Raw genomic sequence first — 19609 nt, 5'->3', positions numbered from 1 at the left:
TCCCCCCCCCCCCCCTCCCCCCCTCCCCCCCCCCCCCCCCCCCCCCCCCCCCCCCCCCCCCCCCCCCCCCCCCCCCGTGCTCCTACAGGTATGTGTGCAGCAGGGACGCCAGAATCAGCGCAGCAGCTTGTTATCCAGCACCACCGACGACTCGCCAATAATGCTCTCGGCCAATTGCACAAACTCTGGCGTGGTAATGCTGTTGGCGCGCATCACCGCCTGGGCCAGGTCATCCAGTGAACGCTTGTTGTGGGTCTTCACGCGAATTTCCCGGTCCAGCTCCTGCAACACCACCACCGCCCGCGCAACCGTCGCCGCACCGACGTGCTCGCCACGCAGCGTGGTGACGTCCTTGCCCTCATGGTTCAGGCGCGTCTGGATCGCGGCATACCGTTCATCGGTGATGCCACCGGCACGCCGCAGTAACTCAATGGCGTAGTACTCACCCAAACCTTCGCTGATCCAGTCACTGTTTTCATGGTCGTTGAAGCGGCCAATCGCCTGCACCACCTCACGGATCAACGGGCTGCTGCCGTTCTCGCTGACCAGCGGCGTGCGGCTGTTGAGGTAGATCGAGTCCCGCGACGAGAACACGCCACGGCGCATCGGGTCGCTGGCCCCCACCACCAGCAATTTGGCCGGATGGCGCGGGAACGCCGCCTCCACCTGAGGCCAGACGAAGGTCAGTAATGTCAGCACATCCATGCGGCGCATGGCCTGGCCCTTGGGCGAGGCCACGGTGACTTCGGTTTCCCCAAGGCGCACGCGCCGGCTGCCGAGGTTGCCGGCAAGCATCCAGCCGGTGGGCCGGTCGAACAGACGCGAAACGTTGTCGATGCGGAATTTGTTCTTGCCGATACGTGGCCAGGCGGTTTCGACGCTTTTCCAGCCGGCCGGCAACTCGAACACCAGCCGCGACACCAGCTCGACCCCATCCTGCTGGTCCAACCGTGCGGCCGGCACCAGGTCTTCGCCACGGAACAGCGCCCAGCTTGGCGTCATGCGGGCTTCATAGAGACCCGGTTTGCGTGCATGGGTGAGGCGAACGCGGTACGTCAGGCTGGCCTTGCTCGCGCCGGGCTGCCACAGGCCACGGGTGCCGGTGACTTTCCACTGGCCGTCGGCCTTGAAGTCGCTGTAGTCACCGTCATGGCCCAGGTCGAAGTCGAGGCTGCGCACGGCCGCGCCCTGGGACAGGCTCACCCGCACTTCGGCCTGGTCGCTCTGGGGCAGCAGCTTGACGTGATAATCGAGGTCGACTTTCTTCGCGCACCAGCCCGGCAGGCTCAGCGACAACAGCACCAGGGTCGCCGCCAGCTTGGATCCCGGCCTCATACACACTCCTTTTTCAGCCCGCGCGGAAGATCAGGTAATCCTCCCAGTCATCCTCGGGCACGCTGCCTTCGCTGAGCATGCGCCCGGACTGGGAAATGCGTTCGTGGTGCACGGCGTCGCGATCGCCACACACCAGGTGGTGCCACAGCGGCAAGTCCTTGCGCTCGCTGACCAGGCGGTAACCACAGGTCGGCGGCAGCCACTTGAACTGGTCGGCCTGGCCCGGGGTGAGCTGGATGCAGTCGGGCACCGAAGCGCGGCGGTTGGGGTAGTCGGTGCACTGGCAGGTCTTGAGGTCCAGCAGCTTGCAGGCGATACGCGTGTAATAGACGCTGTTGTCGTCTTCATCTTCGAGCTTTTGCAGGCAGCACAGGCCGCAGCCGTCGCACAACGACTCCCATTCCTCCTGGTCGAGGTGTTCGAGGGTTTTGCGTATCCAGAAAGGTTCGACTTTGGCGGCCATGGCTCTACATCAGTATCGGTAGGTGAAAAGGCCGCCAGTCTAGTGCCACAGGCCCCCGGGGCCAAGCGCTTACGACTGGCGGTGTAACAACACTTGTCAGTCTAGTGGCCGCGCAGTAGCTTTGAACGCCGAATTGACGATCAGGAACTGCTCCATGACACGTGTTGCCGATTATCCGATCCACACCCAGTTCACCGAACGCTGGTCGCCCCGCGCCTTCACCGGAGAAACCATCTCCCAGGAAACCCTGCTGAGCTTCTTCGAAGCCGCGCGCTGGGCGCCGTCGGCCTACAACTCGCAGCCCTGGCGTTTTCTCTACGCGCGCCGCGACACGCCGGACTGGGAGCGCTTCCTGGGCCTGCTCAATGAATTCAACCGTGGCTGGGCGCAACACGCGTCAGCCCTGGTGATCATCGCCTCGAAAACTGACTTCACCGCCCCCGGCGCCAGCGAAGAAACCCCGGCCCTGTGGCACACCTTCGACACCGGTTCGGCCTGGGGCCACCTGGCGCTGCAAGCCAGCCTCAGCGGCTGGCACACCCACGGCATGGCCGGTTTCGACCAGGAACTGACCCGCAAAGAGTTGAAGATTCCCGAAGGCTACGCGCTGCACGCCGCCGTGGCCGTGGGCAAGCTGGGTGACAAGTCGACCTTGCCGGAGTACCTGCAAGGCCGTGAAACGCCGAGCCCACGTCGACCGCTGAGCGAGTTGGTGTCGGAAGGTGATTTCAGCCTGTAACGTCAGATTCAAGCTGCCCCCCAAAGGGGGCAGTTGCAACAACTACGCGATCAACCCACGGAACTGCGCTCTGAGCTTGTTGGCGTTACGCAGGAAATCATCCCTGTGAATCGCAAACGTAGCGTCATCAAAGTGCAGGACATCCTGGGGCGGGAATTCGAAATCCACCGGGTAGACCTTGTTCTCTTTTGACGAGTACATGAAGTTGGACAGCTGTACATCATTGGGAAACATCTCCTTCTTCAGCAAGTCTGCCAACATTTCATCGAGCGCCGCTTTAGCCTGTGGCGGCAAACTGCGCGGCGCAATGTCATCCAGCGCGACCCCGTCTATTTTTTTCATTTTCAGGTAGCCACGGCCGTTCTCGAACAAGGTCACGGCAAACCCTTCGCCGTAGTACTCGTTCAGGCACTGCGCTTGCCGCTCGAAGTAATCCGGCACTTTTTGATGGCCCAACTCTCGCGTCTCCTTGTAGACGTGGACTCCGTCAAGGCTTTCGTAAAGACGGCTTTCGGAGCCCCCGCCGATCATCGGCCCAAGGTCCGACGCAACGCTGGGTGGGTTCCCCCCTCTTGCCCCCAGGCGCATCCATTGGTCACCCTGCACATGCTGAACCAGCAGCGGCGTCTGCCGATTGGCACTGTAGATACGCGCCTGCACCGCGCCCTCGTGGGTGCGTGTGACTTCACGCACTTCATAGACCGCCGCCTGACCACTGTCGTCGATATGCCGGATATGCGACACGTGCCCATCGGCCGAGACGTACACGCCCTGACTGTTGCGGGTCAGCCCGGCAATGCTCGCCTCGCTGACCGTGTAGCCTTGATGCAAGGTGTTATCGATACCCGCAGCTACCACCTGGCGCGGCCCTTTGCGCAACAGGGCCGCCCCACCGACCAACACATCCCCCAACCCGCTCAACGGGTTGAACGCCTCAATGGTACTGGCACCGACAAATCGCACGGCACGGGCCACGCCACCGATACTGGTAACGCCTTTTGAAAACGCCTTGCTTGCCTGCGCAGCCTTGCCGGCGCCGAGGGTGATCAAGCCCACCACATCCAGTGCCAGGTCAAACGCCCCCTCGGCATACCGGCCCTCGGAGAAGCTGACGATGGCCGAGCGCAGTGGAATCAGGTTGAGGAAAAACTCCTCGATGGCCTTGTCACTTGCCCTGCCATCATCGAACGCCGTGACACCGCGCGCTTGCTGCAGCAGGTCGTCGTTGCGCAGGTCCAGCGAGTTGGCGAACACCTTGGCGATATAGTCAAAACGGCCACCGGGCTCGGTCAGGCGCGGGTTTGCCGGCTGCGGCCGTGCTTGGTTCTGGCCCGGCTGCGCACCCTTGAGGGGGGCTATCTGCACCGTTCGGCTGAGGATATTGGCGTTGCGCGACTCCATTTTCCTGGCGGTGTACGGCGGTGTGTAGCGGGAGGCCAGGTAGTCGTGCTTCTTGAGTGTGCCGCTACGGGTGTCCAGCTCATACACGTTGACCTTGCCGCCCAGGGTGGTCTTGATGTGCAGCGTGTGGCCGCGCTCATGCAGAGAGGGCGGGGTGAACAGGTCGCCGGCGATCTTGAAGTCGTTGGTATGAAAAAACTCAAGCTCGCCGTATTCAAGGTTGGCCCTGTCCTGCGGCGCCAGCGTACACATCAGGTACTTGGCCAGGCCGGCGTGGCCGTCTTCCAGCGAAGTAATCGCCTGGTCATAGGCTGTCTTGAACATCGATGCGGCACTGAGTGTGCCGCTTTCATAGCGCTTGCAGAACGCCTCTGCCGGAATACGCGAGTCCTTGGAAACCCAATGCTCCCGGTCCTTCAGGGCAGCACCTTCCATCACGACATCAAGCATGGAATACAGCCCGGGAAACGCGCCGGGCCGCCCGGGGTTCAACCAGACTTTCTGCAACACCTTGGCTTCAAAGAGGCTGGCGTCCAACGCTGGAAAGGCCTGCTTGAGCGCGTCCAGCGCCATCACCCGACGGCTGGGCAATGGAACGTAAAGCCCGTCCGCAGCCGCCGACAGGGCCAGCACCTGCTCGTTGTAACGCTTGCGCAACCGCTCCATGTCGGTTTCGGTCGGCACGCCTTGCACATCGTTCAGCCAGCCATTGAGCAATCCCCATTGTGTGAGGGCCTTGCGCTGCGCGGACTGGATATCTGCCCCGTTGGTTTTGCCTTCGGCATAGGCCATGACATCGGCGTAACTCATCGTCGATGAACGACCGGGTGAGTCAGCCTCGACCCTGGCGGTTGCAATGGTCATCAGCACCCAGCTGATACTGCCCACTGTCACCGTGGCGGGAATGTCCTTGAGCAGGAACTCCGGCGCCACTTTGGCCAGCCATTGGCAGGCTGCCACATTGGCGGCAGGCCCGCTGGCGCGGCCATTGTCGATCAAGTGACGAGTCAGCGCGGTGATCACTGCCGTCGCGGATTTGCCCCGGTACCCGGGCTGCGCCAGATCAAAGTCGTCATTGACGAAAGTAGCAGGCGCGCTGAGAAGCGCTTGAGGGGATAAAGAGGTCGAGCGGGGGGTGATGGCTGTCATAAAACTACCTGTCCATAGCCGGAGGAAACATCCCGCCGAAGGCGCATCGCAGCGCCTCGGCGTTCACTGGGTGTGCAGGCCCAGTGAGACGGTTCCAGCCCGGTTGTCAGGTGTTGTGTCGATGAATGCGGCGATCAGTAACCGCGTTCGAAGCTGACCTCACCGCGCAATGCGGTCTTGGCCTGGTAGGCCCGCAGGTTGTCGAGAAACAGGTCGACCATCATCGGCGGCGAGGTGGGCGCAGAGCTGTGCCCGGTCAACAACAAGCCCCAGGCGGTCCAGAACGGATGCCGTTGCGGCAGCGGTTCCTGGCGGCACACGTCGATCACCGCGCCGGCCAGGTGCCCTTCCTTCAGGGCCTCGACCAGGTCGGCATCCACCACCGACACACCGCGCCCGACGTTGATGAACAACCCGGTCGGCTTGAATTGCTTGAACAGCGCGGCGTCGTACAGGTCATGGGTATTGGGGGTGTTGGGCAACAGGTTGATCACGTAATCCACCTCACCCACCAGGCGGCCCAATTGGTCGAGCCCGGCCACTTCGATGAACGGCGCCTGCTCGCGGGCGGTGCTGGCAATGCCGTACAACTTCACGCCGAACGGCACCAGGAACTCGGCAACACCTTGGCCGATATCGCCGGTGCCCACGATCAACGCCTTGCGCCCCGCCAGGCTTTGGCCCATGCGGTTGTCCCATTTGCGCTCGACCTGGCTGACCAGCCGCGCCAGCACTTCACGCTCGTGGCCGAGCATATAGGTGAGCACGAATTCAGCCATGACCTGGCCATAGATGCCGACCGCGCGGGTGAGGCGATAGTCGCGGGGCAAGCCATCGGCCAGCAGCGGTGTGATACCCGCCCAGGTCGATTGCAGCCATTGCGGGTGATGACCTTGGCGCAACAGCGTTGCCAGTAGGTCTGGTTGGCCCAGCCATACCGGGCAATCGGCCGCCAGGCGCGACAGCTCGGCCGAGTCGCCGCTGGTGAGCACCTCAAGGTCCGGTGCCGCTGCGCTCAGCAATTGGGCGTAGAGCGGGTGATCCTGTTCAGCAATCAGAACACGCATGTCTAAAACCTTTCAAAAACAATGCAGGCGACCGCCGAGGCAGTTCGCTGCCTCCCTGCGGCCAGCGCCTGATAATACGAGTCCATGGATGAATGTGCCCTGAACAGGGCACCGACCGATCACATCGGGTCGTTGCGGCGCAGCAGCTCTTCGGGCAAGTGTTCGATGTACTCGTCCTCGGCCGGCGGCATTTGCAGGTGGTAACCCTGCTTGTCGAGGTTTTCCAGGACTTGCACGATGTCTTCCTGTTGCAGCTTGCGCTCAGGCGTCAGCACCAGGTCGAAGGCATGCGCCGGCTTGCCAAAAATCGTCAGCAGGCCTTCAGGTACCCGCTCAAGGGCATCGCTCTTGAGCACATACAGGTACATGCCGGTGCGTTTGGAGCTGCGGTAGATGGAGCAAATACGTTTCAAGGCTGTTCTCCGGCAGTGGCCAGGCTGTCGAGCAGCGCCTGGCCCATCAACTCGCGGCGCCAGCCACGCAGCGAGTCTGGCAATTGGTAAGGCCCATCGGGGTAGCCACTTTTGACCAGGGCTTCGAGGGTTTTCTTGCGCAGCATCAGTTCCGGCGCCATGTCCAGGCGCTCAGCTTCAGCCTGGCCCAAGGCGCGCAGTTGCTTGATCAGCGCTGCGGCATCCACCGGCAGCGGTTCAGCAACAGCCGGTGGCCATTGGTCCATGGGCACGCTGCCGGCACGTTTGATCAGGTCCAGCAGGAACTGGCCGTCCTGACGCACGGTACGCGGGTGCATGTCTTCGATTTTGCCCAGCGCGGCGAGGTTATCCGGCTGGGATTTGGCCAGGGGCCAGAGCGAGTGTTCGCGAATGATGCGGTTGCGCGGCAGGTCACGCACGCGGGCCTGCTGTTCGCGCCAGGCACACAGCTCACGCAGTACGGCAAGTTGCGCGCGGGACAACTTCCAAGCCAGCTTGGCGTCGCGGTACACCTCGTAAGGGTCCACTTCGCGGCGCAGGTTGGCCACCAGTTCGGCACCGTCTTCCAGCACCCACGCGTACTTGTCGTCCGACAGTTGCGGGCGCAAGCGGGTGTAGACCTCCGCCAGGTGCACCGCATCTTCGGCGGCATAGCTCACCTGGGTCTCGGACAGTGGCCGCTGCAGCCAGTCCGAACGGGTCTCGCCCTTGGGCAATTCGATATCGAGCACGGCTTGCACCAGGCGCGAATAGCCCATGGAGAAACCGAGGTTCAGGTAAGCCGCCGCCAGTTGGGTATCGAACAACGGCACCGGCAGGCTGCCGGTCAGGCGCAGCAATACTTCCAGGTCTTCGCTGCAGGCGTGTACCACCTTGATCACCGCCGGGTTCTCCAGCAAGGCGGCCAAGGGTTGCCAGTTGTCGATGGTCAGGGGATCGATCAGGTAAGCGCGTGCGCCATCACCGATCTGGATCAGCCCGGCAATGGGATAAAAGGTGTCGACCCGCATGAATTCGGTGTCGAGGGCGACGAATGGCAACTGCTGCCATTCGGCGCAGTGCTGGCCGAGGCTATCGTTGTCGCAGATCCAGTGAATATCGATGGCCACACGGCTCTCCCTTGAAGAATGGCGCGCAGTATATATCGCGAAAGGCCGTAGCGAGCATTCGCTGTGCACGCACAATCGTGAAAACTCCTACAAGAGATGAAAGAGTAGTCCGACCGCTAGGAGTTATCCTCTCTTACGCAGAACGTAGACACGCCACAACTTCGAGCCCGGCAGGAACTCTTGGTGGTTCAGGACGCTGAAGCCGGCGTTGCGAAACTCCTCTTCCACCGGCGTGCCGGCATTGACCGACACGATCACCGTATCGCGGCTGACCCGATGGAACTCACCGAGCAGCGCCAGGCGTGCTTCGCGCGTGGGCACATGGCGGAACAATTCCAGGCAGAAGATGCAATCCACCGCATTGGCCGACAAGCCAATGGAAAACGCCGAGCCCTGAAAGGTCTTGACCCGCTTGAGCAACGCCGCGGGGTGATGGGTGCACGCGTGGTCGAGCATGGCCTGGGAATTATCCGAGGCCAGGATTACGCGGTTGATGTGCTCGGCCAACACCGGCCAAAACCGTCCCGAACCGCAGGCCAGGTCGAGAATCAGGCCCGGTTCGCCGGCCACTTTGAGCGCATGGCGCACCAGCCGCTCATCGCGCCACACCGCCAGGCGCTGCAGCAGCCCGGGCGGGCGCGTGTCGCCGCAGACCCTGGCGTGCTCGCGGTCGCAGCGCTCGGCGAATTCAATCTCGATGGAGGATGGAGGTTGTGGCGACATCACGGGCTCAAGTGAGTGGAACGGTAGTGAACGACCTTGATACGCAGCTTAACCACTGCAACGTGAAAAAAAGGTCGAAACCCGCACCGCCGCCAAACCCGTCACGCCTGATGCAGGTACCACCGCCAATCCTGCTCGCCCACTTCGCCCATGAACTGACGGTATTCGGCGCGTTTCACCGCCAGGTAGACGTTGAGGAACTCGCTGCCAAACGCATCCCGCGCCCAGCTGGAACCTTCCAGTGCGCGCAAGGTGGTGAGCCAATCGGTCGGCAGCAGTTCCTTGGCCTGGGCATAGCCGTTGCCTTCCACCGGCGCGCCGGGGTCGAGCCTTTCACGGATACCCCGGTGGATACCGGCCAGGATCGCAGCGGCCGCCAGGTAAGGGTTGGCGTCGGCGCCGCAGATGCGGTGTTCGATATGCCGCGAATTCGCCGGCCCACCCGGCACGCGCAGGCTGACGGTGCGGTTATCGATGCCCCAGGTGGCGGCCAGCGGCGCGTAGCTGTTGGTCTGGAAACGGCGGTAGGAGTTGGCGTTGGGGCAGAACATCAGCAACGAGTCGAGCAAGGTGCTGAGCATGCCGCCCACCGCTTGGCGCAACAGCGGCGTGCCATCGGTGGCGTCGCTGGCAAACAGGTTATTGCCCTGGGCATCCGCCAGGCTGACGTGCATGTGCATGCCGGTGCCAGCCAAGTCGTCGAAGGGCTTGGCCATGAAGCAGGCGGTCATTCCGTGCTTGTGGGCCACGCCCTTGACCAGGCGCTTGTAACGCACCGCCTCGTCCATCGCCTGCAGCGCGTCGGCGCGGTGTTCCAGGGTGATTTCCACCTGGCCCGGGGCGTATTCGGAGATCGCCGTGCGCGCCGGGATGCCTTGCAGTTTGCAGGCGCTGTAGAGGTCGGCCAGAAACGGCTCGATCTGCTCAAGTTCGCGCAGGCCGTAGACCTGGGTCGAGCGCGGCCGGCCGCCGTCCACATCCCGCGCCGGTTGGGGGCGACCGTTGCTGTCGGGCTTTTGGTCGAGCAGGTAGAACTCCAGCTCCGCCGCCATCACCGGGTAGTAACCGTCGGCCTTGAGGCCGTCGATCACCTTGGCCAGCAGGTGCCGAGGGTCGGCCACCGTCGCGGGCAGGCCTTCGGTGGGGTGCATGCTCACCTGCACCGCCGCCGTCGGGATCAGGCGCCACGGCATGCGCTGCAAACTGCCGCTGACCGGGTAGGCGCGGCAGTCGATATCACCCACCTCCCACACCAGCCCCGAGTTTTCGACGTCATCACCGTTGATGGTCAGGCCCAGGATAGTGCTGGGCAGCGGCCGGCCACTGTCGTACACCGCCAACAGTTCGTCGCGGTGCAGCAACTTGCCGCGCGGTACACCGTTGTTGTCGAGGATAAACAGCTCGAACATCTCGATGTCCGGGTTGTGTTCAAGGAAAGACTGGGCTTCGTGCAGGCTGGCAAAAACACTCATGGCAATTCTCATACGTTTGCGTCAGGCAGGCGCGCAGGCGCCGCCGGGCAGATGCGCACAGGTGCGCGTCATCCATGGGGCAGATCAACGTAGGAGAGAAGTATCTGGTGGGCGCGCGTGTCGGCAGTGGAACAACGCCCAGAAGGCCAGCTCGGAAGGCAGTGCCTCGACAACCGTCGGACAGCTCGGCACATGGGCGCCGGGCGATGTCTCGGGGTGAGTGTCGGGGGAACCGTCCATGCGGGGGTCACAGTGAGGTAGATGCCGGGCAGCGTCACATGCCTGCAAAGGGGGTTCAAGTCAGGGTTGATGGAGTTTGGTTGCAACTTGGCTAAACATTCGCCGCGCCTTGCCACCCTCCCCGGCACCTGCAAATAATGATCGCCCCTGATCATGCCCCCAAGGATTCGACTGCATGAAAGCGCCTCTGACCCTGTGTGTACTGGCCTGCCTGGCCACGCCTGCCCTGGCCGACAACGCCCCGTCGCGCCTCGACGACGTGCTGCAGCGCGGCACGCTCAACGTGTGCACCACCGGCGACTACAAGCCCTACACCGCCCTGCGCGCCGACGGCACGTACGAAGGCATCGACATTGCCATGGCCGAAAACCTGGCCAAGAGCCCCAACGCCAAGATCCGCTGGGTGCCGACCACCTGGAAAACCCTGATGCCGGACTTCCTCGCCCAACGCTGCGACATCGCCGTGGGCGGTATTTCGGTGTCTCTTGAGCGCCAGAAAAAAGCCTTCTTCAGCCAAACCCTCGGCGTGGACGGCAAGATCCCGCTGGTGCGCTGCGCCGATGTGCAGCGCTACCAGACCGTCGAGCAAATCAACAAACCCGAAGTGCGCGTGATCGAGCCCGCTGGCGGCACCAACGAAGTATTCGCCCGTGCCCACCTGGGCCAGGCGCAAATCCGCCTGCACGACAACGTGACGATCTTCGACGAACTGCTGGCAGGCAAAGCCGACGTGATGATCACCGACGCCAGCGAGGCGCGCTATCAACAGAAGCAGAAACCCGGGCTGTGCGCGGTCAACCCCGAACATCAAATGCAATACAGCGAAAAAGCCTTTTTGCTGCCCCGCGATGATGTGGCCTGGAAGAGCTACGTCGACCAGTGGTTGCACCTGAGCGTGGCCACTGGCGTGTACGACGGCATCGTCAACCAATGGCTGGCAGCGCCCTGAGCCACGGCGGTCTACGCTGTTGTCACATCAATAACAACGAGGGACGGGTCATGAAGGGACTGCTCCGACTCACTTGGCTGCTGCTGTTGTGTGCCAGCCAAGTCCACGCCACCACTCAGGAAGAGGACGCCCACGCCGCCAGGGCGCTGCTGGAAAAAGCCCTGGCGTATTACCAGAGCAACGGCGACAAGGCCTTTGCTGCGTTCAGCCGCCAGGGGGAATTTGTCGACCATGACCGCTACGTATTTGTGGTCGATACGAAAGGCGTCCTGCTGGCCAGCGGCGGGCCCTCCTCCGCGTTGATCGGCCGTGATGTGTCCGAGGTGCTGGGGCCGGAGTTGCGGCAGTCGTTCAAGGACGCCTTGAAGGTGCCGGAAGGCCAGGGCATCCAGCAGGCGGACTACCGCTGGCAGAACTGGAATGACGGCAAGGTTGAACACAAGCATGTGTTTTATCAGCGGGTGGGGGAGCGGATTCTGGCGGTGGGCTATTACCTGCCACGGGCGACGCCGGAACAGGCCCGGGCCTTGCGCAACAAGGCGGCGAATGCGCTGCTCAAGGATCAAGCCGGGACGCTGAAGGCGATCAATTCACTGGAAGGTGGTTTTCTGCAGGATGATCTGTATGTGTTTGTGGTGGACCTGAAGACGGGGCGGTATGTGGCGCATGGGACCAATTTGCGTTTGGTGAATACCGATTTTGCCAAGATCAAGGATCCGGATGGGAAGCCGGTGGGGGAGCCTATCTTGAAGTTGATGGGGGAGCAGGATCAGGGGGAATACAAGTATCGCTGGAAGAACCCGGTGACGGATCGGGTTGAGAATAAGCATGCTTATTTGCGCAGGGTGGGGGATTTGATGGTGGCTGTGGGGTATTACAGTCCCTGAATGTGTGTGTGCATATCCGTTGCTGCGGTCACGGCGGCTATTGGTTCCGCTCTTACAGCGGCTCACTTTTGATAGAGCGCAAAAGTAAGCAAAACGCTCTTGCCCCAACACTCGGCACCTCGCTCACGCTCGGTGTGCCCGTAATCCGACAGTGATTTGGGGGGCCGCCGCCACGCGCCATCCATGGCGCGGGGCGGCTAAACCGGCATCCCTGCCGGTTCACCCCCCAAATCCCTGCCGAATTCCGGCCAGCGTGTTTAACGGGGCGCCTAAGATCAAAATCAAGATCAAAAGCAGAAGCACAGCGGCCTGACAGCCGGCTTGAGTGGTGTAGAGCAAAAGCAAAGGCAAACGCAGTCCACTGTAGGAGCCGGCTTGCCGGCGATGGTCGCCAACGATGACGCAAATAAACCAGGCAGAACGCGGAGCCCCACTGTGGGAGCTGGCTTGCCTGCGATGGCATCGACGCGGTGTACCTGATTCACCGAGGTGTCTGCATCGCCGGCAAGCCGGCTCCTACAGGGGAATGCGATCAACAAACGCTACCGGTCGGCTACCAGGCCGCCGCGTTTGCTTTTGATTTTGATCTCAGGCGCCCCGTTAAACACGCTGGCCGAACGCAGGCTTGAATCCGTGGGTAACCCGGCAGGACGCCGGGTTAGCCGCCCCGCGCCATGGATGGCGCGTGGCGGCGGCCCACGGATTCAAGCCTGCGTTCGGGCATGCCGAGCCTAGGCGAGGCACCGAGTGTTGGGGCGAAGGCCTTTTGCTTACTTTTGGGCCTTTCCAAAAGTGAGCCGCTGTAAGAGCGGAACCCTAAGTAGCCGTTACCGCAGCAACGGATATACACACCACACCACACCACACCCCACCAAACCTCACCGCGCCTTATCCTCCCGCCCCCGCAACACCCGATTAGGCATAGCAATCGCAGCCATCAACCCAAGCAAAGAAACCCCCGCACTCACCATCAACAAATGCCGAAACGTCACCGCCAACTCCCCACGCAACGCATCCTGCGCCGGCCCCGGCGCCGCGTTCAGCCCATCCAGCAAAACATTCCCCGAACCGCCCTCTGCCCCCAACGCCCCACTGGCCAAGTGCGCAAAACTCGAATCCTGCAACAACGCCAGCAACAGCGCCGACATGCACGCCACCCCCACCGCCCCGCCCAGCGAACGGAACAGGTTGGTCGTGCTGGTCGCCACACCAATATCCCGCTGTTCAACCGAATTCTGCGTCCCCACCAACGACGTCGGAAACTGCATCCCCGCCGCAATCCCGCACAGCAGCATAAACACCGCCGTCATCCCCACCGCCTGGGGCGCGCTGTAAGCCATGCCGAGGATCGCAAACGGGCTCAACAGCGCGCCACTCAAGATCATCGGCTTATAGCGCCCGGTTACTGAAGTCATGCGCCCAGCGAAATAGGCGCCCATGGGCAAGCCCATCGCCAACGGCAACAGGTGCAACGCCGCGCTGTCGGCGCCGGAACCGGTCACCGTCTGGTAGCGCAGCGGCATCAACACCGTCAGGGAAATCGCCTGGAAGCTGGTGAAGAAAATCGTGCACCAGCACAGCACCGCACTGCGGTTGGCGAACAGGTGCATTGGCAACAGCGGTTCCCGTGCGCGGCGTTCGTGCCAGACAAACACGCTCAGCGCCACCAACGCACACGCCAGCAGGCCCAGCACCTGGTCGTCGCGCCAGTGATGGCCCTGGCCGATTTCGGTGATGCCCAGCAGCAAGGCGGTCAAGCCGATGATCATCAATACCGTGCCGAGGTAGTCGATGATCGGCTTGCGCTGCGGCACCGGCAGGCCCACCAGGGTGCGATGGGCCACGTACCAGGCACCGGCGCCCAGCGGCAGGTTGATCAGGAACACCCAGCGCCAGGACAGGTACTCGGTCATGTAGCCGCCCAATACCGGCCCGGCCACGCTGGCCACGGCGTACATGCTGCTGAAATAGCCCTGGTAGCGCCCGCGTTCGCGGGGCGGGATGATGTCGCCGATGATCGCCTGGCTCACCGAGATCATCCCGCCGGCGCCGATGCCCTGGAGAATCCGCGCCAGCACCAGTTGCTCCATGCTTTGCGCCATGCCGCAAAACAGCGAAGCCAGCGTGAACAGGCCCATGCCGATCAGCATCATCGGCCGTCGCCCATACAGGTCGCCGAGCTTGCCGTAGATCGGCACCGCCACCGTCATCGCCACCATGTAGCCGGAGATCACCCAGGCCAGCAGGTTTACATCGTGAAATTGCGCCGAGATGGCCGGCATGGACACGGCGACGATGGTCTGGTCCAGGGCGCCGAGGAAGATCGCCATCATCAAGGCGGCCAGCACACTGCGTACGGCGGGAACGGGTTGGGCGGGCTGATTCAGGTTGGTCACGGCAGAACCTTTCGAGCAGGGCCCACGGGTAAGGAAGGGCCCGCGGGAATGCTCGACATCTTACTCGATAGCAGGCTATTCGATAGCCTCGTAAGGAAGTCCGACGTAATTTTCTGCAATGGTTTTGCGACCCGCTTCCGAGTGGATGAAGTACTCAAGCTCGCTCTCGGCGATGCGCTGGCTGAAGCCGTCCGCTTGCGGGAATTGATGCAGCATCGAGGTCATCCACCAGGAGAACCGCTCGGCCTTCCACACGCGGCGCAGGCAAATGGCGGAGTATTTTTCCAGCAGGTCCACCCGCCCTTCGCGGTACATCTTGAGCAGGATCCGATACAGCGTGCTCACATCACTGGCCGCCAGGTTCAAGCCCTTGGCGCCGGTGGGTGGCACGATGTGCGCCGCATCGCCAAGCAGGAACAGGCGCCCGTACTGCATCGGTTCCACCACAAAGCTGCGCAGCGGCGCGATGCTTTTCTCGATCGATGGCCCCGTGACCAACTGTTGCGCCAGCTCGCCGGGCAGACGGTTTTTCAGCTCCGCCCAGAAGCGCTCATCCGACCACTCATCCAGGGGTTCTTCCACCGGCACTTGCAGGTAATACCGACTGCGCGTCGGCGAGCGCATGCTGCACAAGGCAAAGCCACGGGAGTGCTTGGCGTAGACCAGTTCGGGGTGCACGGGCGGCGTATCGGCCAGGATGCCCAGCCAGCCAAAGGGATAGACTCGCTCGAAAATCTCCAGCGATTCGGCAGGGATCGACTGGCGCGCCACACCGTGGAAGCCGTCGCAACCGGCGATGTAGTCGCACTCCAGTCGGTACACCTCGCCCTCGTGCTCGAAGGTCAGCCAGGGGCGATCCGTGTTGAGGTCGTGGGGCTGCACGTTGTGCGCTTCGTACAGGGTGCTGGCGCCAGCGGCTTCGCGGGCGGCCATCAGGTCACGGGTGACTTCGGTCTGGCCGTAGACCATTACCGACTGGCCACCGGTCAAGGTCTTGAGGTCGATGTGAGTGAGCCTGCCATTGAGCGCCAGTTCAAAGCCGTCATGCACCAGGCCTTCGGCGTCCATGCGCTGGCTCACGCCCGCCTCGCGCAACAGGTCGACCATGCCTTGTTCCAGCACCCCGGCACGGATGCGGCCTTTCACATAATCGGCGCGCTGGCGCTCAAGAATAAGGGTTTGGATACCGGCGTTGTGCAGCAGTTGGCCGAGCAGCAATCCCGAAGGACCGGCGCCAATAATGGCGACTTGGGTTTTCAGCGTTTTCATTATTTTTATGGCCCGCAAGCTTCACCGAACGGATCGGGTGAAAGAGTTGTCATTGATCTGGTTGCTGGCATTTTTCACTTGAGTGGCCGGCATGAGAAGGTGAAAACTGAGACAAAGCCTGCGCTTTTTGCCAATCGGGGCGATTACCGCACCACTATCCTGAGTATCGGATTGAAACCATGACCAAAACTGCCAGTTCCGCGATTCCGGTCTTCAAGCTATACGGGGAAAGCCAGCAATGGCCAACGCCGGATTTGTTGCACTGTGAAACCATCTCCCGGCGGAGTCGGGAATACCAGTGGGAAATCCAGCCCCACCGGCACGCGGATCTGTGCCAGTTGTTGTACGTCCACAAGGGCCAGGCGCAGCTGGAAATCGAAGGCCAGCGCACCACGCTCAACGAAGCCACGTTGCAGGTGCTGCCGCCGTTGTGTGTGCATGGCTTTCGTTTTTCCGAGGATGTCGAAGGCTACGTGGTGACGCTGGCCGCGCCGCTGGTGAGCCACCTGCAGGCGCAACTGGGGGCGACGGTCGACGGCTTGCAGGCCTTGGGCAATTACCCCGCCGGTAAAGACAGTGACTACCTCAACGCGCAGTTCGCGCGCTTGCAGGATGAATACGCCGATGAGCAACCGGCGCGGGACATGATGATGCACGCCCTGGTCAGCGTGCTCCTGGTGTGGATCAGCCGCCAGGCCATCCAGCGCCGCCACCCGCGTACGCCTCGGGGCCGTGAGTACTTTCGGCGCTTTACCCAGTTGGTCGAGCAGCATTACCGCGAACACCCGAAGATCGAAGACCTGGCCCACAAGCTGGGCATCTCGGTCTCACACCTCAACGGTACGTGTCGGGAATTGGGTGGGCAGCCTGCGCTGCAGATCATGCATGACCGCCAGTTGCTGGAAGCCAAGCGCCTGCTGACCTACACCAGCATGACCATCAACGAGATGTCGGAAGTGCTGGGGTTTTCCGACCCGACCAACTTCTCACGGCTGTTCCGCCGACGGGTCGGGTTCTCGCCCAAGGCCTTTCGCGAACAGCTCAAGGCCGACACCAGCCCCTCCCTGTAGGAGCCGGCTTGCCGGCGATAGCGGTGTGTCCTACACCGGGTCAGCGCAACGCGCTGAAGCTGCCGGTATGGGGAACGCATTGGTCCTGATGGCAGCTGATCGCAAAGCTCGGCGGCTGCATCCGCGTTTGCTCTACCCGGTAGGCGGCGGTGCCATACAGCGCAGTCGCCAGGGCGCACAGGATGAAAATCATCAGGTACTTTCTGATTTTTAGAGTCATGGCACAGACCTCAGCACAGGTATGAACAGTGCTGTCTAAAGCATAGGTCAGCCGGGGCGAGTTGCCATTATTGGACGCTATTCAACCGGTTTATGTCGCCCTAGAGGCCTACGTCCCACGCAGGCTCCTCCGGAAACCTCACCACCAGGAAATCCAGCAGGCTGCGCAGTGCCTGGGGCATGTGTTTGCGCGAGGCGTACACCGCGTAGATGTTCATCTGCTGCGGCTCGGCGTCGGGCAACAAGCGGATCAACTCGCCCCTGCGGATGTAATCCCCGGCCTGATAGCTCGGCAACCGTGACACCCCCGCCCCCGCCAAGGTCACCCGCAGCAACGTCGTGGCCTCGTTGGCGCTGATCGTGCCCTGCACCGCCACGGATACCGGCTCGCCATTCTCGGTGAAATGCCAGAGGCTTTTGCCAAAGTAGGAATGGGTCAGGCAATTGTGCCCTGCCAGGTCACGCACCTGCCGGGGTTGCGGGTGCTCCCGCAAGTAAGCGGGCGACGCGCAGATCACCGAACGACACAGGGTGAGTTTGCGGGCGATCAGGTTGGGGTCCAGTTCGAAACTGGTGCGGATAGCCAGGTCGATGCGTTCATCCACCAGGTTCACCGTGCGGTCGAGCATCTGCATGTCGATGCTCACCAGCGGGTAGCGCTTGACGTACTCAGCCACCGCATCGGCCAACTGCGCCTGGCCGAACGAGCTGCTGACACTCAAGCGCAACTGGCCGCGTGGGGCTTCATCAGGCTCGGTGACGGCGGCCTGCATGTCGTTGCACAACTCCAGCATCTGACGGCAGCGGGGCAGCATTTCACTGCCGGCCGTGGTGAGGCTCAGCTTGCGCGTGGTGCGGTGCATCAGGCGTGCGCCCACCCAGTCTTCCAGTTCGGCCAGGTAACGCGACACCACCGGCCGCGACAGGTCCAGATGGTCGGCCGCTGCCGATTGGCTGCCCAGGTCGACTACGCTGACAAACACTCGCATTGCTTGAAGACGGTCCATGATTTGCCCGGTTTTAGAAACAAACTATGTTCAAGCATGGCATTTTTTGTGACGTTTAGTGCAACTAAGCTCTGTGCATCATTTATCCCTCGCTGGAGCTGCACATGATCTCGACCTTCAAACGGTTGGCCACCGCGATGGCCGCCCTGGCCTTTGCCGCCCACGCCGCTGCCGCCGACCTGACGCTCGATGCCTACAACCCGGGCACCTCGGCGATGATGCCGGTGAGTTCGGTGCTGGTCAGTGGCGAGCACGACGTGATCCTGGTGAATGCGCAGTTCGGCAATGGCCAGGCGCAAGACCTGGTGCAGAAGATCCGCGCCAGCGGCAAGCACCTGACCACTATTTACGTCAGCGACGGCGACCCGGACTACTACTTCGGCCTAGACGTGCTGACCACCGCGTTCCCCGACGCCAAGGTGCTGGCGTCGCAGCCGGTGGTCGACCACATCAAGGCGACCGCCGAGCAAAAACTCGCGTTCTGGGGCCCGAAACTGGGGGCCGACAAACCCGCGAAGCTGGTCATCCCGCAGGTGCTGCAAGGCCACACCCTGACGCTTGAAGGCCAGGCGCTGGAAGTGGTCGGCCTGGACGGCCCGCAACCGGACCGCACCTTTGTGTGGATCCCGTCGATCAAGGCCGTAATCGGTGGCGTGGTGGTGTTTGAAAACACCCACGTGTGGATGGCCGACACCCAGACTGCCCAATCCCATGCCGACTGGTTGACCACCCTCAAGCGCATTGAAGCCTTGAAACCCCACACGGTGATTCCAGGTCACTACCTGGGCACGCCCACCGTGAAGTCCGTGGGGTTTACCGCCGATTACATCAAGGCGTTCGATATCGAGACCGCCAAGGCCAAGGACTCTGCCGCCCTGATCGCGGCCATGAAAAAGCGTTACCCGAACCTCGCCGACGAAGGCAGCCTGGAACTGGGCGCCAAAGTCGCCAAGGGCGAAATGAAGTGGTGAATGGTTTTAAACCCTAACGAACTGGAGAACGTCATGAGCAAGATTGCAATCATTGGTGCCACCGGCCGTGCTGGTAGCCAACTGCTGGAAGAAGCCCTGCGTCGCGGGCACAGCGTCACCGCCATTGCGCGTAACACCGACAAGATCGCCGTGCGCCCGGGCGTCACCGTGAAGCAAGTCGACGCGCTGGACGCCGCGGCCCTGCAACAGGCTGTCAGCGGCAGCGACGTGGTGATCAGCGCCGCGCACTTCGCCACCCTGCCCGCCAGCGCCGTAATCGGCCCGGTGAAAAAGGCTGGCGTGAAGCGCCTGCTGGTGGTGGGCGGTGCCGGTTCGCTGCTGCTGCCAGGCGGTGGCCGCGTGATCGACAGCCCGGGCTTCCCGGCCGAGTACAAGACCGAAGCCAGCGCGGGCGCTGAGTTTCTTGGCGTGCTGCGCCAGGAAAAGGAGCTGGACTGGACCTTCCTGTCGCCGTCGGCGGAGTTCGTCGAAACCGAGCGCACCGGCACCTTCCGCCTGGGCCAGGATGACCTGCTGGTGAGCAGCGAAGGCCGCAGCTGGATCAGCTTCGCCGACTACGCCATCGCCCTGATCGACGAAGTGGAAACGCCGAAGCATTCGCGCCAACGCTTTACTGTCGGCTACTGATCCAGCGCCCTCCCCTTGTAGGAGCCCGGCTTGCCGGCGATGGCGTCTTCAAGATCGCTAT

Annotated in this window: 18 protein-coding genes; 6 read left to right on the top strand and 12 right to left on the bottom strand. The window is 62.4% G+C overall.

Going from position 1 to position 19609, the window contains the following annotated elements; genetic code table 11:
- Positions 1 to 114: 114 nt before the first annotated feature.
- Both AC07OV_RS23305 and AC07OV_RS23300 read right to left on the bottom strand, forming a co-directional pair.
- Positions 115 to 1335, bottom strand: a complete 1221-nt coding sequence (locus tag AC07OV_RS23305) for a hypothetical protein (protein WP_495093069.1) — start codon at positions 1333 to 1335, stop codon at positions 115 to 117.
- Positions 1336 to 1348: 13 nt separating this feature from the next.
- Positions 1349 to 1798: a YcgN family cysteine cluster protein gene (locus tag AC07OV_RS23300; protein WP_003172524.1), complete on the bottom strand. Its 450-nt coding sequence runs from the start codon at positions 1796 to 1798 to the stop codon at positions 1349 to 1351.
- 154 nt (positions 1799 to 1952) lie between these two features.
- Between AC07OV_RS23300 and AC07OV_RS23295 the strand changes: the two genes are divergently transcribed.
- Positions 1953 to 2537 carry a nitroreductase family protein gene (locus AC07OV_RS23295; RefSeq protein ID WP_176995308.1) on the top strand — a complete coding sequence of 195 codons (585 nt, stop codon included), beginning with the start codon at positions 1953 to 1955 and terminating at the stop codon, positions 2535 to 2537.
- A gap of 42 nt (positions 2538 to 2579) precedes the next feature.
- Here AC07OV_RS23295 and AC07OV_RS23290 read toward each other — a convergent pair whose 3' ends face one another.
- The 6 genes from AC07OV_RS23290 to AC07OV_RS23265 form a co-directional block, all read right to left on the bottom strand.
- Positions 2580 to 5087 (bottom strand): OspG family effector kinase, encoded by a 2508-nt coding sequence (locus tag AC07OV_RS23290; protein WP_495093068.1) that lies wholly within the window; start codon positions 5085 to 5087, stop codon positions 2580 to 2582.
- Between the two features lie 134 nt (positions 5088 to 5221).
- The gene (locus AC07OV_RS23285; RefSeq protein WP_495093067.1) at positions 5222 to 6154 is read right to left on the bottom strand and encodes a D-2-hydroxyacid dehydrogenase; all 933 of its coding nucleotides are present in this window, start codon (positions 6152 to 6154) and stop codon (positions 5222 to 5224) included.
- Positions 6155 to 6273: 119 nt separating this feature from the next.
- Positions 6274 to 6567, bottom strand: coding sequence for a YcgL domain-containing protein (locus AC07OV_RS23280; RefSeq protein ID WP_016971378.1), 294 nt, complete (start codon positions 6565 to 6567; stop codon positions 6274 to 6276).
- Entirely contained in the window at positions 6564 to 7697 is a 1134-nt protein-coding gene (gene rnd / locus AC07OV_RS23275; protein WP_494998685.1) for a ribonuclease D, read from the bottom strand. The genes AC07OV_RS23280 and rnd overlap by 4 nt, the downstream gene beginning before the upstream one ends.
- A gap of 123 nt (positions 7698 to 7820) precedes the next feature.
- Positions 7821 to 8420: a class I SAM-dependent methyltransferase gene (locus AC07OV_RS23270; RefSeq protein ID WP_495093066.1), complete on the bottom strand. Its 600-nt coding sequence runs from the start codon at positions 8418 to 8420 to the stop codon at positions 7821 to 7823.
- A 101-nt stretch (positions 8421 to 8521) separates the two neighbouring features.
- The gene (locus AC07OV_RS23265) at positions 8522 to 9892 is read right to left on the bottom strand and encodes a glutamine synthetase family protein (protein WP_495093065.1); all 1371 of its coding nucleotides are present in this window, start codon (positions 9890 to 9892) and stop codon (positions 8522 to 8524) included.
- A gap of 415 nt (positions 9893 to 10307) precedes the next feature.
- On the opposite strand from AC07OV_RS23265, the gene AC07OV_RS23260 reads away from it, so the two are divergent.
- Both AC07OV_RS23260 and AC07OV_RS23255 read left to right on the top strand, forming a co-directional pair.
- Positions 10308 to 11081: a transporter substrate-binding domain-containing protein gene (locus tag AC07OV_RS23260; protein ID WP_495093064.1), complete on the top strand. Its 774-nt coding sequence runs from the start codon at positions 10308 to 10310 to the stop codon at positions 11079 to 11081.
- 50 nt (positions 11082 to 11131) lie between these two features.
- Positions 11132 to 11968: a cache domain-containing protein gene (locus AC07OV_RS23255; protein ID WP_176995300.1), complete on the top strand. Its 837-nt coding sequence runs from the start codon at positions 11132 to 11134 to the stop codon at positions 11966 to 11968.
- A gap of 878 nt (positions 11969 to 12846) precedes the next feature.
- Here AC07OV_RS23255 and AC07OV_RS23250 read toward each other — a convergent pair.
- Both AC07OV_RS23250 and pobA read right to left on the bottom strand, forming a co-directional pair.
- Complete coding sequence (locus tag AC07OV_RS23250) at positions 12847 to 14364, bottom strand: MDR family MFS transporter (protein ID WP_494998689.1); 1518 nt, start codon at positions 14362 to 14364, stop codon at positions 12847 to 12849.
- Positions 14365 to 14439: 75 nt separating this feature from the next.
- The gene (gene pobA / locus AC07OV_RS23245; RefSeq protein ID WP_495093083.1) at positions 14440 to 15624 is read right to left on the bottom strand and encodes a 4-hydroxybenzoate 3-monooxygenase; all 1185 of its coding nucleotides are present in this window, start codon (positions 15622 to 15624) and stop codon (positions 14440 to 14442) included.
- 188 nt (positions 15625 to 15812) lie between these two features.
- Between pobA and AC07OV_RS23240 the strand changes: the two genes are divergently transcribed.
- Positions 15813 to 16703: a helix-turn-helix domain-containing protein gene (locus AC07OV_RS23240; RefSeq protein ID WP_494998690.1), complete on the top strand. Its 891-nt coding sequence runs from the start codon at positions 15813 to 15815 to the stop codon at positions 16701 to 16703.
- A gap of 40 nt (positions 16704 to 16743) precedes the next feature.
- Here AC07OV_RS23240 and AC07OV_RS23235 read toward each other — a convergent pair whose 3' ends face one another.
- A complete protein-coding gene (locus AC07OV_RS23235; protein WP_176995297.1) occupies positions 16744 to 16923 on the bottom strand; it encodes a hypothetical protein in 180 nt (59 codons plus the stop codon).
- A gap of 100 nt (positions 16924 to 17023) precedes the next feature.
- Positions 17024 to 17929: a LysR family transcriptional regulator gene (locus AC07OV_RS23230; RefSeq protein ID WP_495093063.1), complete on the bottom strand. Its 906-nt coding sequence runs from the start codon at positions 17927 to 17929 to the stop codon at positions 17024 to 17026.
- A 104-nt stretch (positions 17930 to 18033) separates the two neighbouring features.
- Between AC07OV_RS23230 and AC07OV_RS23225 the strand changes: the two genes are divergently transcribed.
- Together AC07OV_RS23225 and AC07OV_RS23220 are read left to right on the top strand one after the other, a co-directional pair.
- A complete protein-coding gene (locus AC07OV_RS23225; RefSeq protein ID WP_495093062.1) occupies positions 18034 to 18900 on the top strand; it encodes an MBL fold metallo-hydrolase in 867 nt (288 codons plus the stop codon).
- Between the two features lie 33 nt (positions 18901 to 18933).
- Positions 18934 to 19548, top strand: a complete 615-nt coding sequence (locus AC07OV_RS23220; RefSeq protein ID WP_495093061.1) for an NAD(P)-dependent oxidoreductase — start codon at positions 18934 to 18936, stop codon at positions 19546 to 19548.
- Positions 19549 to 19609 lie beyond the last annotated feature (61 nt).

It is taken from the genome of Pseudomonas sp. GW821-FHT09A09, from assembly GCF_059418405.1.
Note: the sequence above shows the minus strand (reverse complement) of the source record. Positions and strands in the feature narration are given on the sequence as shown.

Excerpts from the sequence above, each read along its gene's own strand:
- AC07OV_RS23305 (WP_495093069.1), bottom strand. The coding sequence starts at position 1,335 with ATGAGGCCGGGATCCAAGCTGGCGGCGACCCTGGTGCTGTTGTCGCTG.
- AC07OV_RS23300 (WP_003172524.1), bottom strand. The coding sequence starts at position 1,798 with ATGGCCGCCAAAGTCGAACCTTTCTGGATACGCAAAACCCTCGAACAC.
- AC07OV_RS23295 (WP_176995308.1), top strand. The coding sequence starts at position 1,953 with ATGACACGTGTTGCCGATTATCCGATCCACACCCAGTTCACCGAACGC.
- AC07OV_RS23290 (WP_495093068.1), bottom strand. The coding sequence starts at position 5,087 with ATGACAGCCATCACCCCCCGCTCGACCTCTTTATCCCCTCAAGCGCTT.
- AC07OV_RS23285 (WP_495093067.1), bottom strand. The coding sequence starts at position 6,154 with ATGCGTGTTCTGATTGCTGAACAGGATCACCCGCTCTACGCCCAATTG.
- AC07OV_RS23270 (WP_495093066.1), bottom strand. The coding sequence starts at position 8,420 with ATGTCGCCACAACCTCCATCCTCCATCGAGATTGAATTCGCCGAGCGC.
- AC07OV_RS23265 (WP_495093065.1), bottom strand. The coding sequence starts at position 9,892 with ATGAGTGTTTTTGCCAGCCTGCACGAAGCCCAGTCTTTCCTTGAACAC.
- AC07OV_RS23260 (WP_495093064.1), top strand. The coding sequence starts at position 10,308 with ATGAAAGCGCCTCTGACCCTGTGTGTACTGGCCTGCCTGGCCACGCCT.
- AC07OV_RS23255 (WP_176995300.1), top strand. The coding sequence starts at position 11,132 with ATGAAGGGACTGCTCCGACTCACTTGGCTGCTGCTGTTGTGTGCCAGC.
- AC07OV_RS23240 (WP_494998690.1), top strand. The coding sequence starts at position 15,813 with ATGACCAAAACTGCCAGTTCCGCGATTCCGGTCTTCAAGCTATACGGG.
- AC07OV_RS23235 (WP_176995297.1), bottom strand. The coding sequence starts at position 16,923 with ATGACTCTAAAAATCAGAAAGTACCTGATGATTTTCATCCTGTGCGCC.
- AC07OV_RS23230 (WP_495093063.1), bottom strand. The coding sequence starts at position 17,929 with ATGGACCGTCTTCAAGCAATGCGAGTGTTTGTCAGCGTAGTCGACCTG.
- AC07OV_RS23225 (WP_495093062.1), top strand. The coding sequence starts at position 18,034 with ATGATCTCGACCTTCAAACGGTTGGCCACCGCGATGGCCGCCCTGGCC.
- AC07OV_RS23220 (WP_495093061.1), top strand. The coding sequence starts at position 18,934 with ATGAGCAAGATTGCAATCATTGGTGCCACCGGCCGTGCTGGTAGCCAA.